This is a genomic window from Geothrix mesophila, assembly GCF_022808835.1.
GTDB lineage: Bacteria > Acidobacteriota > Holophagae > Holophagales > Holophagaceae > Geothrix > Geothrix paludis.
Genome location: NZ_JAKZLD010000001.1, coordinates 1,446,721 through 1,460,094 on the forward strand (window position 1 = coordinate 1,446,721; position 13,374 = coordinate 1,460,094).

Here is a 13,374-nt window from a genome sequence, read left to right on the forward strand (position 1 = left end):
CGAGAGCTACTCGAACACCACCGTCTTGTTCCCGTAGGTCAACACCCGGTGCTGGAGGTGGAGGCGCACGGCCCGCGAGAGGGCCAGGCGCTCCATGTCCCGGCCCTTGCGGACCAGGTCCTCGACGGTATCCCGGTGGCTGACGCGCACCACGTCCTGGTCGATGATCGGGCCCGAGTCGAGGTCCGGCGTGACGTAGTGGGCCGTGGCGCCGATGAGCTTCACGCCCCGGGCGTGGGCCTGGTGGTAGGGCTGGGCCCCGGCGAAGGCAGGCAGGAAGCTGTGGTGGATGTTGATGACCGACGGGAAGGCCTCCAGGAAGGCAGGGCTGAGGACCTGCATGTACTTGGCGAGGATCACCAGGTCCACGCCCTCGGAACGCAGCAGGGCCAGCTCCCGGGCCTCGGCGGCCTCCCGGGTCTCACCGGTGATGGGGACCACGTGGAAGGGGATGCCCAGCGGCTCCACATGGCGCTTCAGCGTGGCGTGGTTGCTGAGCACCAGGGCGATCTCCGCCCCCAGCTCGCCGGCCTGGTGGCGCCAGAGGAGGTCCAGGAGGCAGTGTTCCTGCTTGCTGCACCAGATGGCGATCCGGGGGACCACGTCCGAGAAGTGGAGTTCCCAGTGGCCGCCCATGGGATCGGCGATGTCCGCGAACCCCTTCCGGAGCCCGGCGCGATCCAGGTCCAGACCTTCGACCTCCAGCTCGATGCGGCCCAGGAAGCGCCCGGCCTGGAGGTCCGAGTGGTGGTCCGAGTCGACGATGTTGCCGCCGTGCTGGTACACGAAGCCGGCCAGCCGCGCCACGATGCCTTTCTGGTCCGGGCAGGAGATGAGGAAGATGGCCGTGGGGTTGGACATAGGTGATTTCACTCCAGGGCTGCCCGGGCCGCAAGCAAATCGGGTGGCCGGGACGTGGCCATGCTGGTGGAGAGGATCGAAAGACTGGAACCGCGAAACGCGCCAAAAAGCGCGAAAATGAAAACCTCTTCTTTTGCGTGTTTTCGCGTTTTTCGCGGTTACTTTTTTTCTATGATCACCCTCACCCACGTCGGCAAGCAGTACGACCGCATCCACACCGCCCTCTCGGATGTGAGCTTCGCCATCGATTCAGGCGAGTTCGTGTTCCTCACGGGGCCCAGCGGCGCGGGGAAGTCCACGCTGCTGAAGCTGCTCTTCCGCGAGCAGGTGCCCAGCAGCGGCGAGATCCAGCTGGCGGGACACCGCCTGTCCGCCATGCCCGAGAAGGAGATCCCCCTGCTGCGCCGGAAGCTGGGTGTGGTGTTCCAGGACTTCAAGCTCATCCGGACCCGCACCATCTTCGAGAACGTGGCCTTCGTCCTGCGGGTGCTGGGCGTCAGCGCCGCGGAGCAGAAGCAGCGCACCTTCCGGGCCCTCAAAATGGTGGGCCTCCAGCACAAGCTCAGCAGCTATCCGCTCCAGCTCTCCGGTGGCGAGCAGCAGCGCGTGGCCATCGCCCGGGCCCTGGTGAACGACCCCCTGGTGCTGCTGGCGGACGAGCCCACGGGCAACCTGGACCCCGACCTCGCCCAGGAGATCATGGCCCTCTTCGAGCGCATCAACGGCCAGGGCACCACCGTCGTCGTGGCCACCCACGACCGCAGCCTCATCCAGCGCATGAGGAAGCGCGTCATCGGCCTCGACCACGGGCGCATCGCCTTCGACCAGCCGGCGCCCACGAGCCTGGTGACGGTGTAGGGGCAGTCCGGACTCCAGACTGCGGACGGCCTGGAAGGGCGCTAATCTTGAATTTGCCTCGACCTTCGTCGTAGCCACCCGAGGTCCCATGGCCCAGCCCCTCACCGATGCCCGTTTCGTCACCTCCGCCTCCGACGCGCGGACGCTGGGGGTATGCCACGCGGAGGTGGCCTTTGTGGGGCGCAGCAACGTGGGGAAGTCCTCGCTGCTGAACGCCCTGGCCAACCAGAAGCAGCTGGCGCGGGTATCCAAGACGCCAGGACGCACGCGGCTCATCAACGTGTTCCTCACGGGGCCTGACCGCTGGATCGTGGACCTGCCGGGCTACGGCTTCGCCACCGGCCCCGCCGCCGAGCGGGCCACCTGGCAGAAGATGATCGAGGGCTACCTCACGGGCCGGGCCACGCTGCGCATGGTCTTCGTGCTGGTGGACGCCGAGGTGGGCCCCACGAAGCTGGACCACCAGATGATCGAGTGGCTCCGCGCCGAGGGCCTGCCCCTCCGCGTCGTAGCCACCAAGGCCGACCAGGTGAAGCCCAGCAGGGCCCTGAAACAGCGCAAGGACGTGGCCGCGGACCTGGGCCTGCATGCCGGGGACATCGCCTGGGTGAGCGCTGGCAAGGGCACGGGCATTCCCGAGCTGCGGCGCGAGGTGGCGGACCTGCTAGAACTCTAGCGGTTCGACCTTCCCGCCCCGCCACACCATGAACCGCCCCTCGTGCGCCCAGGGCAGGGCGATGCCGTTGGCTTCGACCTCGTGGGTGTGGAAGTGGCCGGTCAGGAAGGTGGCGCCGGGGTGGGCCTGGGCGGTGGCGCGGAAGGCCTCGCGGGGGAAGGTGAGCTTGTAGGCGGCGTTGGTGGTGCGGAGCTTCCGCTCCATCCAGGCGGACACCTTCCGGGCCGTGCCCGCGGGCATCAGGCGGAACACCAGCCACAGGGCTCCGGAGCGGGACACCAGGTTCCACAGGCGGTACTGGCGGTCCGCGGTGTTGATGAGGTCACCGTGCTCCCAGGCCAGGAACTCGTCCTCCAGCGCCCCGCCGATGCCCTCGCCCATGAGGTTGAAGCGCGCGGCGTGGCGGTCCAGGAAGTACTCGCGGTTCCCCATCCACAGACCCACCCAGCGACCCGAGGCGCGGCGGGCGTCCACCCAGGCGAGGAAGGTCCGTTGCGCCTCCGTTTCCATGCCCGGAAAGCCCACCCACACGTCGAAGACATCGCCGAGGAGCAGCCAGTCGGCCTCCGGATGGGCTGCGGTGGCCGCCTCCAGGCCGGTGAGCGTGGCGTTCCAGTGGGGGTCTGCGACGAGGATGAGATCCCGGGCGGGGTCCGACCTGCGCGGCGTGCCGCGGCGCCAGGAGAGGGCTCCCAGGCGCCGGGTGAACAGGAGGTGGAGGGAGCCCACGGTCAGGCCCAGGCCCCCACCGAAACAGTCCGCCAGCCAGTCGCCGAACTCGCAGGAGCGGCCGGGGACGAAGAACTGGTGCAGCTCATCGGAGGCGCCGTAGAGGGCGACGGCGGCCAGGATCCACAGGTGCCGACGGTAGAGGGGCAGGCCGGTGGCAGTGTGGCGCAGCGTCCGGTCCAAGGCCAGGGCCAGCAGCGCGTACACCGAGGCATGGGCGGCCTTGTCCAGGGGCGAGGGCAGCTCGATCCCACCCGGGTAGTGCCCCTGCGCACTCAGCCAGAAGATCGTTCCGGCCAAAGCCAGGGGAAGGAGCCAATATCCACGGAAGCGCATGATCCATCGAACCACAGGCGATGGGGAGATGCGAGCCGGCCCGCCCAGGCGGCTCTGGAACCGGGCGATCCCCGAAATATCAGCGCGCGGGGACCTTGCCACCGCCCGTGGAGGCCGTACCTTCCGGGCGTAGGCCCCGGATCTGGCCGCTCAGAAGCCGGAGGTTCCATGCCCAAGAGCTTCGATTCCCTTATTCCCAGCATCGAGCAGCGCGAAGCCGGCTGGATGCGCCTCCGGGAGCGCTTCGAGCAGGCCCATCGGCCCCAGGCTCATCCGTCCGTGACCATCTCCAGGCAGTACGGGTGCGAGGGCTATGCGCTGGGCCAGCGGCTCAAGGTGCTGCTGGAGGAGGCCTCCGGCCAGCCCTGGAACCTGTTCGACAAGGCGCTGGTGGACCAGGTGGCCTCGGATGAGAACCTGTCCCGCCAGCTCCTGGGCCATCTGGGGGACGAGAGCCACGCGCAGGATGTCCTCCGGACCCACTTCGGCCACCTCACCCACGATGACGCCTACGCCAAGGTGGTGAAGCACCTCGTCCAGATCGCCATGGTCGGTAGCGCCATCATCGTCGGCCGGGGCGGAGCCGTGGCCTGCCAGGACCTGAAGAACTGCTTCCATTTCCGCCTGGAGGCCGGCTTCGATTTCCGGATCTCGACCATCGCCCGCCGCCTGGACATCCCCCTGGCGGAGGCCGAGAAACTGGTCCGGAAGCAGTCGAAGCTGCGGGAGAAGTTCATCAGTGAATGCCTCCACGCGGACGTCACGTCCTCCCGCTGGTACGACGCCGTGTTCAACAACGAGCGCCAGAGCGTGGAGACCATCGCCCAGGCCTGTCGGCGGATCGTGGTCGGCGGCTGGCCCGATCCGGACTACTTCAGGCACGACCCGATGCGCGTGGGCCTGGTGATCCGGAGCTGACCCCTTCCATGGCCCGGGCCTGGCAGGTCGGGCAGTGGCCCAGGCAGGTCCAGGAGCAGGCGGGGCGCGCGGCCTTGGGCGCCGGCGGGGGAATGGGAACAGAGGCGGCCATGCCTTCAGGATAGCGCCGGGGAGGGGCGACTGCGGGCGGCTGGCGCGGCTAGGCAGAGACAACTTGGACATGATGCTCAGCCCGCCGGGGGCCCGGCTCGGAAGACGGCCTTTGCCATCTCCCTCGCCACCCGGCTGGGCTTCGCCATCCGTGACTTCGATTCCCCTTGGGACAAGAAGAAGGCCCGGCTTGCGCCGGGCCGTTTGGTAGTCCCAAGGGGAATCGAACCCCTGTTTACGCTGTGAGAGGGGTTGAAAATACGAATTCACGGACATGAGCGATCTTCCGTGAACACAGAAGTATTTGAAAACACTGCAATGGTTCGATATTTGCATTCACTTGAGTTCGGGCGAGTTCGGGAACATATTTTCCCCCTGGTTTCCCCCCGGAGTGAAGTGATGGCCAGAACCATGCGAAGCCCGAAACTGGATCGCCGAGAGGCCCGCCGAAAGCTGGCCGCCCAGCATGAACCGCATTGGGTTTCCATCGCACCAAATCAGGCCTTGGGCTACTTCAAGCCGGAGGGCGGGGCATCGGGAACCTGGCGGGCGAGAATCTACCTTCCCGAGACCCGGGCCAAACAGAAGAAGGCCCTGGGCACAGCCGATGACCACGCCGATGCCGATGGTCGAACGATTCTCAACTATGCCCAGGCGCAGGCCAAGGCCCGGGAATGGTTCGCCCAGGCCATGGCCGAGGCCGCGGGAGAGCGGGTTCATCGCGGCCCCTTCACGGTGGCTCATGCGATGGAGGCATATCTCGACCACATGGATCAGGAAGGGAAGAAGTCCGCTGCCGATGCCCGCAAGAGGACGGAACACCACATCCTCCCCGCCCTTGGTGGGGTGGAGGTCGAAAAGTTGACCCGCCTCCGGCTCGACAAGTGGAAGAACGAGCTTGCCGCATCCCCGCGATTAATTAAGCAACGCAAGCGCCCACTACCTGCGAAACCCAGGAAACCACAGAAGTATTTGAAGCCTGCCCCAAAAACCCCGAAGACCGCAGATGAAAAGCGTGCGCGAAAGGCCACGGCCAACCGCGTTCTATCTACGCTGAAGGCGGCCCTGACCTATGCGAAAAGCCGTGGCCTCGTTCACTGCCCTGATGATGCTTGGCGGAGCGTCAGGCCGTTCCAGGCCGTGGATGAGGCGCGGCAAAGCTACTTGACCCCGGAAGAGCAGCAGCGGCTTCTGAACTCGATCCGAGAACCCGACTTCAAGCGGCTGGTGACAGGGGCGCTGTTGACCGGGTGCCGGTACGGGGAATTGACGAGGATGGTGGTGGGGGATTTCGACAGCCTCGGCGGCACCGTATTGGTGCGCGAGGCGAAGGGGGGGAAGCCCCGACGAGCGATGCTGACCGAGGAGGGGAAGGAATACTTCAGATCCCTCACGGCGGGCAGGAAGCCCGTGGAAACCTTATTTCAGCGCGACCAGGTTGAGCGGCGCACAAGGGCCGGCGGCGTGGATCCCCTGGCCTGGGGACCGGCCGAGCAGACGCGGCGGATGCACGATGCTTGCGAGGCGGCTTCATTGCCGAAGATGGGCTTCCACCAGCTTCGGCACAGCTACGCCAGTGCCTTGGTGGCCGCGGGGATGCCACTGGCCTACGTGGCCCAGCTCACCGGGCATGCAGATACACGAATGTTGGAGAAACATTACGCGCACCTGGCCCCGTCCGACCTTACACGCGCACTGGAGACCTTGGCACCCAAGTTCGGCCTCGCGGTGGCTCCGGTGGCCGAATTGAAGATCAAGCGCGGTTGAAGCTGCACGAAGGCGGCTCCATGGTGTGTCCTCTCGGGCCGCCCATATTTGTGCCCGAATGTGGGGCTCACATCACCGGCTTAAAGTTCGGCTCCAGGCGGGCATTCAACCGCAAATTCTTCCGGGTCCAAGGAGCCTCGCTCCCCAGCTAGGGCCTTGATGGCCTCTGCGTGAATTCGCCGGCCCAGGTCATCACCCTGAGAGATGAATTGCGGGATGGGGCGGTGGAATTTGGCGAAGTAGGCGTGACTTAGTGCAAGGGGAATGCTGGGGGGAACGCTGGAAGACATGGTTCAAGTCTCCAACACAGAATGCGCGAAATTCAGGCTACGCATTTTTTCCCCCAGGGGAATAAACAAAAACAGAGAAGTGCGTTCGCATGAATACACAGGCCATCGCCTGTGTTCTAGGAGAACGACGCATGAACTCATCACTCTCGATACAACCCGACATCGCGCCTGCTTTGGCGACCTGTTTCAGCATCGAAGCCGCTGCCCAGCAGCTTGGGATCGGCCGGACTTTCGTGTATGCCCTCATCAAGCAGGGCCGGTTGGCAAGCGTCAAGCTGGGCCGCCGTCGGTTGATCCCCATCGCGGCCATCAAGAGCCTGATCGAAGAGGGGCAAGGGGTGGGCCGTGTCGCCTGACGCGGCGCACACCCTTTCCAAGGCTGTGTCAGGGGGCCCCCCGGAAACTGGGCGAGGATCCGCAGGGCCTTTGATGCTCAACGTTATGGCCCCTATTCCCCTTTTTATCTGCGTCGGAAAACTTCAGAACTTCTCCAGATGAACCGGTGACCTGTCGCCGATCTTTCGGCGAAGCGTCGCAGAACCATCAGCACCAAGTCCAAGGCACAAGTGCGGACGGCCCGCAGGTGCATCTAGACGAAGTAGGAACCCCGCGGCCATTAGGCCCAGCCGAAGGCCTGTCATGGCGGCGCCTTCCACCGTCAGCAACGCCGGGAGGAGCCCTCCTTGATATTGAATGAACAATTGCAGCAGCCGGATCATCCCCACGCCTTCATGCCCCGGGTGGTGAGCGACAGGATGACTGGGCCGGGAGCCAGGGACGCCATGCTCGGGCTGTTGAAGGCCAACGGATACGCGAAAACCGCCGGTGAGGTGTCCCGGTGCAACACGATTCCGATTGGGCGCGGGATGGTGGTGCTCCGTGAACGTCCGGATGGGTGGCGGTATTGGACAGGCCTGAATTATTGCGGACGGATGCCCTGCCTCATCTGCGGCCCCTATCTGCTCGCAAAACGCCTGCGCGAAATGGGGCGGATAGGCGGCCGGATCGCTAGCATTGAGAACCTTCAGCACTTTTCCTTGACCCTCTCCATGCGGCATCAGAAGGAAACGGGTTGGGGGGCCCAGGTGGGTGTGTTGAACGGCATGTTGCATGTCCTGCAAAGCCGAGCGTGGTTCAGAAAAGCGGTCAAGGGCAGCTTCCGGGTGCTGGAGTCCACCTATGGAGAGCATGGACACCATCCCCACGCGCATCTCCTGGTGTCCATTCATCCCCTCTTACGCCTGAGCCCCGCCGCGTTTTTTGAGCGCGTGGCGGAGGTCTGTGAGCGTGCAGCACTGCGGGCCGGGATGTCCTGTGGCTATCGGGAGGGCTGGTGGTCGCCAATTGATTCCGAGGGGCTGCCCAGGGCCATTGGGTACAGATTCAAGAATCCGCCCTGGGGCCGTTATCTGGCCCAGCTCAGCCGCCCAGGCTTGGCGGGGGGGCGTTTTCGATTGACGGCCGCCCAGGTGGCCATGGCCTACGAGGCCGTATGGCGTGAATCAGCGGGGGTTCGCTGGTTCGGCGCCAGCGGTTGCTGGAAGGCCTCAGCCAATCGAGACGGTGGCGAAGCCGGAAGGGGCCCTTCGGAGGTGTCCAATGCCTCCTGCCACCCCTCCAACGCGAAGGAGGCCGATAAAGTCATCCTCGCCATCCCGGCAAAGGTGTGGTCGAAGTGGCCCCGCTCAGAATGCCGAGCACGTCAGGTCGCCCTCGTTGATCGAAGCCGTTCCCCGGAAGCCATGGCCGAAACGGTCAAGGCCTGGGCCGACTTTGTTCGTGAGGGGGCGGTTGAGGCACCGCTTCTGCTCCCCCCAAAGACCAAGAGCCTAGCAGTCACGGCAGATCCGCTAGGAGGCGCCGCCCTAAAATTGCGCCGGAGTTGAGGGGCGTCTTTGAATGCCTCGGGGAGGGCATACTTCATAAATCTTATTTTTTAATTCTCAACTTTTTCGCAAGTTGCTTGTCTTCTAGGATTTCTTCTCGAAACATATTAAAAAACCAATGTGATATTTTATTATTGGCATCAGCATCTTTTGAGTGTGCAAATTTGGAGCCAGATGCGCTTGCTGGCTTATTCCTTGAGAGCACCGCCTGCTTACCGCTTGTCTTGGCCATAACCCCTCCAGCGGATCACACGAGTTCTTCGATTAAGGTTAAGTGATATTCATAAAGAATCCAGAGGGCAAAACGATCCATTATTGCCTTGAGGACTTCTTGCTTGGCTTCCGAAATGACATAAGGATTGTCAGATTTAATAGTTAATATCAATGTTACCTTGTCTTCTCCAGGATTTGTAATTGGCATTCCGATTATAGAGCCGATATTGTGAGTAGGGACAGGAGATTTAACGTATCTAGGCGATTTTAGTTTTAATTCTTCTTCAATATTTTCGATTATGAGAATTTTCTTTTCTTTTGCGACATGGCCAAAGAAAGTTAAATGTGGATTTTTAAGCATTTCACTGTGTGGCGTCCAACCTACTCCCCTCGGGTAAAATTGCAAATAACTGATTGCTCCACCCTTTTCATCCCTGACGGCCAATACAATTTTAATGGATTCATCTTCAAGTAGTTCATTCAGTGAATATTTAATTTCCTTTATTAAATTCGCCAGGGCTTCTTTAGGTTGAATTGCACAACTTATAAGATGTTTGGCAGAGATACCACCGCCGCTCCTTCTGCCACACTGCCCTAGCGAGCAAATGGTAAGCGGGTTGGATTTATCTCTAAAAAAACGATCATGGAGTTCTATGGTATTGGTCAAAACCTTTGTTTCTCCAATAATAAACCATTTCTTGATCATTAAATTAATAATTCCAGCGATTAATTGATACAGTGATGGAATTAAAAACAGAGAAAAATACCAGTATGGATGAAATTGTGTGAATAATTTTAGGCTCTTCTGAGTTGGTAGATCAACATTTGAATTAATTATGCCGATTGCCGCAGCAGGAATTCCAACGATTAATACTTCAAATGCTAGGACTTTTTTAGGGTGATCTTCTGAAAAACCGCGTGAAATATTGGCAATTTGTTTGCCAATTGCGAAAACGATTTTTTTAATATATTTGATCATATTCCTTACACTCCAATTGCAATCGGTCTATGCCAGCGGGGCCCTTCGGGGGTGTCCACGCGGCTGAGCATGCCGAGGTCGGTGAGGAGGTCCAGGTGGGCGGTGATGCTGTCGCGGTAGCGGCCCTTGCTCTTGAAGGCCTTGGCCACGTCCTCCAGGGCCCACAGGCGGGCGGAGGCCAGCAGCACACCGCGCAGGGCGGCGAGCTGGTCTTTGAGGCCCTTGGGCCAGGGCTGGGGCTCGGGAGCTGACCCCGACACCGCGGACTTAAAATCGGTTTCCTCGGGAAGGAGGGCCGTCGCTACAACCTGCGCGGCCTCGGGGGCCTGGTACTCAGGGCGCAGCCAGCGCACGAGGCCCCGGGCCTCCTCCGCGGCGCGTTCCTGGTTCAGGGCCACCAGGCGCTCCAGGATCTCGGCCTCGGGCAGGTCCGCGGGCCAGCCGTAAGCCTCGGCCACGGCGGCGTCCAGCTCGTCGTGGAACTGGCGGAGGATCTCGGTCTGGGCAGCCTCGTGCTGCTCGCGTTCCTTAGCCGTGAAGGCCTCACCGGCCCGCAGCTTGGCCAGGAGGTTGTACATGCCCGTGATCGTCACGCCCCGCCCCTGGGCCGCCTTGCGGTGGGCGTCCAGGCACTCTGCCAGGTCGCGGATGCGGGCCTTCTGGGCATCCGTGGCGTCCGGGAAGGGGAAGGGGTCGAAGCAGGTGGTCTTGTTATAGACTGGCCGATCTTCCAGAAGCGAGCCATTAGCGCCGGGTGATGCCCAAACCTTGTGAGGGCAAGATTCCAGCACGCCCATAAACCAAGCATCCTCCAGCCCGATCGCGATGAGTTTGTCATCAGGAAGAACAGCCCCATCGAGAAACTGAAAGACTCGATGTTTTGCCACCTGGGGCGTAGCGATGTAACGGGAAAGGCCTGCAAGGGCCTGCCGCAACTCTTTCCGGGGGCACCAGAAGTACCACCAATTATCGGCTACCCCCTTGGTTCCAGCGTTAAGCCGCTGGATTCGAACCGTCTCAAAGAGATGCTGGTAGGGGCCAGGAGCTATTCGCTTCGCTTCGTCCTCTGAAAATCCGAAAAAGTCGATGATCCAGCGGCCGCGCGGCTTGTCGGTTATATCGCGCCCATTGAAATAGGCTTTCAATACCGAAGGGTATCCCCAGTTTGAAGCCTGCTGCTCGGAGACCAGATAACCTTCCCCGTAAGGAATCATGCCCCTTCCACCGATGGCGGAATTGGCCTTCAGCGGCACCGCGCCAGATACTTTTACCCCCCGCACTCAGATCCTCGTGGATCGCTTCCACGTTCCCCCCGTCCACCCTCACGGCAGCGGCTTCTGCCTCAGGCGTGTCGGCGCTTCGCTCCTCTACCACGCGGCCCAGCCAGGGTTGGCCCTCCAGGCCGCCCACGGTCATGGCGATGCGGACGGCGGCACCCTCGTCGGTCCAGGGGTGATCGGGGATGGCCCACAGCAGCTTGAGGGGATTCTTCCCGGTCGTGGCGTGGGTGATGACGCGGCGGTTGAAGGCCTGGGTGAGGCTATTGGTGGTGATGAGCCCAAAGCGGCGGGCACGGCCCGCTCGCACAGCTTCGGCGGCCTTGTGCCACCAATAGAGGACGAGATCCACGCTGTCGGGCACGGCGGGGTAGGCGGCGCGTAGGGCCTCCACGTAGCCGTCCCCCAGGGCTTCGCGTACCCGCTTGTTCCCCAAGAAGGGCGGGTTGCCCACGATGAAGTCGGCCTCAGGCCAGGGGGCTGGGCGCGGGTCCAGGTATTCGACAATGGCTGTCTGGGCCGTCTCGTCGGGCACGGGCTTGCCGGTGGCGGGGTGGGTCTTGAAGGTGCGGCCATCCCAGCGGCTGCGGCCCGTGTCGCGGGTGCCGGTCGAGGCCAGCACGGCGTCGCGGCACTGGATGTTGCCGTAGGCCTGGAGCACGGGCTCCGGCGGGTTCATGTCGGGGTGCAGGCGGTGGAACCATTGCAGATGGCTGATCCACAGCACCAGGTCGGTGATGTCCCGGGCCCAGGGCTTTACCTCCAGGCCCACGAACTGCGCGGGCGTCACCAGCACGCCCTCCAGGGCCAGGGAGCGGCCCGTCTCGCCCAGGTCCTCCAGGCGGCGCTGCACCTCGCCCTCCAGCCGCTTCAACACGTCATAGGCCGTGGCCAGGAAGTTGCCGCTGCCGCAGGCCGGATCGAGCACCTTCACATGGGCCAGGTGGCGCTGGAAGTCGTGGAGCACCTCGCGGGCCTTGGCCTTGTCGGCGTCGGTGGCTTCAGCGCCGAGCAGCGCCATGGCCTCGGCTTGGGCCAGCTCCCAATCGGCGCGAAGGGGTTCCTCCAGGGCCGGGCGCAGCAGGCGCTCCACGTAAGCGCGGGGCGTGTAGTGGGCGCCCAGGCGGTGGCGCTCGCGGGCATCCAGGGCGCTCTCCAACAGGGTGCCGAAGATGCTGGGATCCACCTCGGCCCAGTTGAAGGCGGCGGCCTTGGCCAGCCGGGCGATCTCGTCGGCGTTCAGGTCCAGGGCCAGGCTCTCGGAGAACAGGCCGCCGTTGAAGCGCAGCACCTTGAGGGGCCCCCAGAAGCCGCCGGTGTTCATGGCGTCCCACAGGCTCTCCATGCCCTTGGGGAAGGCTTCGGGATGCTCCTTCCAGGCCCCCTCCAGGGCGCTCTGGAACAGCTTTTCGGGCAGGAGGCCCACGTCCTCGGCGAAGAAGGTGAACACCACGCGCATGAGGAAGCGGGACACCACCTCGGCGGGGAAGCGGGCCTCCAGGCTGCGGGCCAGCCCGCCCAGGGCCGAGGCCACCTCGCGGGTGACGGCCGTGCGGGAGCGGGCGGGATCGAGGCTCTGGGGATCGAGCCAGAGGGCGCGGAAGTATTCCTGCACCTGGGGCGTGCGCAGGTCGTCCAGCGTGAAGCTGCGCCGGGCGCCGTAGCCGCCATAGGCCCCGGCGAAGCCATCCCACACATGGATGGCGTGGCCGATGTCGCAGGTGATGACGAAGGGCGGGCGCCGGGACAGGTTGCGGGCGTAGTTCACCGCCTGCCCGAATGCGGCCTCCATGTAGCGGTCGTAGGCGCGGGTGCCCCGGCGGGGCGCGGAACCGGGCGCGTCCGTGGTGCTGCCCTGCTTGGCCTCCAGCACGAAGCAGCCCTCGCGGTAGAGGTCGATGCTGCCGGTGGAAGTGGTGCCGTCCAGGTGGGTGAGCTTCAGGTCCTTCTCGAAGCAGTAAGTGGCGCCGGGCCCCTTGGGCTCGGGCATCGGCAGCTCCAGCGCCGCGCAGAAGTCGCGCAGGAAGGATTGGAAATTGGCCCGCTCGTTGCCGGCGGACCCTCGCCAGGTCTTCAGGAAGGCATCGAGCGCGGGGGACATGGGGAATACCTTACCTGGAAGTGGGCAGGTGGAGCCGCGGGAGGGCCTGCGATGGGCCACGGGGGCTCTGGGCAGGGGGGCCACACCGTCGTCGAGACCACGCATCCATCGGCGCATCGTCAAGCCCCGCGACGCGGCGCTCAAGCGAGCGCATGGTGGCGCCCTCGACCATCGGCGGCATGCCCTCGTGGGCCGGGCTTTTCCCCCTCGTTTCCCCCTGAGGCCAAGATGCAGGGTAGGGAGGTCGCTAAAAAACAAGAGCCCCCTAGATTTCTCTAGGGGGCTTGCTGGTAGTCCCAAGGGGAATCGAACCCCTGTTTACGCCGTGAGAGGGCGTCGTCCTAACCGCTAGACGATGGGACCAGGAACCAA

At 63.5% G+C, this 13,374-nt stretch carries 12 protein-coding genes and 1 tRNA gene; 6 read left to right on the forward strand and 7 right to left on the reverse strand.

Features of this window, described 5'->3' with window-relative positions; translation table 11 throughout:
- Positions 1-6: 6 nt before the first annotated feature.
- The gene (gene purU / locus MLG87_RS06555; protein ID WP_243294385.1) at positions 7-861 is read right to left on the reverse strand and encodes a formyltetrahydrofolate deformylase; all 855 of its coding nucleotides are present in this window, start codon (positions 859-861) and stop codon (positions 7-9) included.
- 171 nt (positions 862-1,032) lie between these two features.
- On the opposite strand from purU, the gene ftsE reads away from it, so the two are divergent.
- Positions 1,033-1,719 carry a cell division ATP-binding protein FtsE gene (ftsE, locus tag MLG87_RS06560; RefSeq protein WP_243294386.1) on the forward strand — a complete coding sequence of 229 codons (687 nt, stop codon included), beginning with the start codon at positions 1,033-1,035 and terminating at the stop codon, positions 1,717-1,719.
- A gap of 88 nt (positions 1,720-1,807) precedes the next feature.
- Positions 1,808-2,395: a ribosome biogenesis GTP-binding protein YihA/YsxC gene (yihA, locus tag MLG87_RS06565; RefSeq protein ID WP_243294387.1), complete on the forward strand. Its 588-nt coding sequence runs from the start codon at positions 1,808-1,810 to the stop codon at positions 2,393-2,395.
- Here yihA and MLG87_RS06570 read toward each other — a convergent pair.
- Positions 2,384-3,460 carry a VanZ family protein gene (locus MLG87_RS06570; protein ID WP_243294388.1) on the reverse strand — a complete coding sequence of 359 codons (1,077 nt, stop codon included), beginning with the start codon at positions 3,458-3,460 and terminating at the stop codon, positions 2,384-2,386. The genes yihA and MLG87_RS06570 overlap by 12 nt on opposite strands.
- Positions 3,461-3,628: 168 nt before the next feature.
- Between MLG87_RS06570 and MLG87_RS06575 the strand changes: the two genes are divergently transcribed.
- From MLG87_RS06575 to MLG87_RS06590, 4 genes are all read left to right on the forward strand, one after another.
- Positions 3,629-4,378 (forward strand): cytidylate kinase-like family protein, encoded by a 750-nt coding sequence (locus MLG87_RS06575; protein WP_243294389.1) that lies wholly within the window; start codon positions 3,629-3,631, stop codon positions 4,376-4,378.
- 510 nt (positions 4,379-4,888) lie between these two features.
- Positions 4,889-6,256, forward strand: coding sequence for a tyrosine-type recombinase/integrase (locus tag MLG87_RS06580; RefSeq protein ID WP_243294390.1), 1,368 nt, complete (start codon positions 4,889-4,891; stop codon positions 6,254-6,256).
- Between the two features lie 421 nt (positions 6,257-6,677).
- A complete protein-coding gene (locus MLG87_RS06585; RefSeq protein WP_243294391.1) occupies positions 6,678-6,902 on the forward strand; it encodes an excisionase family DNA-binding protein in 225 nt (74 codons plus the stop codon).
- Positions 6,903-7,229: 327 nt separating this feature from the next.
- On the forward strand, positions 7,230-8,432 hold the full coding sequence (locus tag MLG87_RS06590) for a rep family protein (protein ID WP_243294392.1): 1,203 nt from the start codon (positions 7,230-7,232) through the stop codon (positions 8,430-8,432).
- Positions 8,433-8,475: 43 nt separating this feature from the next.
- Here the strand turns inward: MLG87_RS06590 and MLG87_RS06595 are convergent, their stop codons facing one another.
- The 5 genes from MLG87_RS06595 to MLG87_RS06615 form a co-directional block, all read right to left on the reverse strand.
- Positions 8,476-8,664: a hypothetical protein gene (locus MLG87_RS06595; protein ID WP_243294393.1), complete on the reverse strand. Its 189-nt coding sequence runs from the start codon at positions 8,662-8,664 to the stop codon at positions 8,476-8,478.
- Between the two features lie 15 nt (positions 8,665-8,679).
- Positions 8,680-9,624: a GAF domain-containing protein gene (locus MLG87_RS06600; RefSeq protein WP_243294394.1), complete on the reverse strand. Its 945-nt coding sequence runs from the start codon at positions 9,622-9,624 to the stop codon at positions 8,680-8,682.
- Between the two features lie 5 nt (positions 9,625-9,629).
- Positions 9,630-10,415, reverse strand: a complete 786-nt coding sequence (locus tag MLG87_RS06605) for a hypothetical protein (RefSeq protein WP_243294395.1) — start codon at positions 10,413-10,415, stop codon at positions 9,630-9,632.
- Between the two features lie 226 nt (positions 10,416-10,641).
- Positions 10,642-13,002: a DNA methyltransferase gene (locus MLG87_RS06610; RefSeq protein ID WP_243294396.1), complete on the reverse strand. Its 2,361-nt coding sequence runs from the start codon at positions 13,000-13,002 to the stop codon at positions 10,642-10,644.
- Positions 13,003-13,290: 288 nt separating this feature from the next.
- Positions 13,291-13,365, reverse strand: a tRNA-Glu gene (locus MLG87_RS06615).
- Positions 13,366-13,374: the final 9 nt, after the last annotated feature.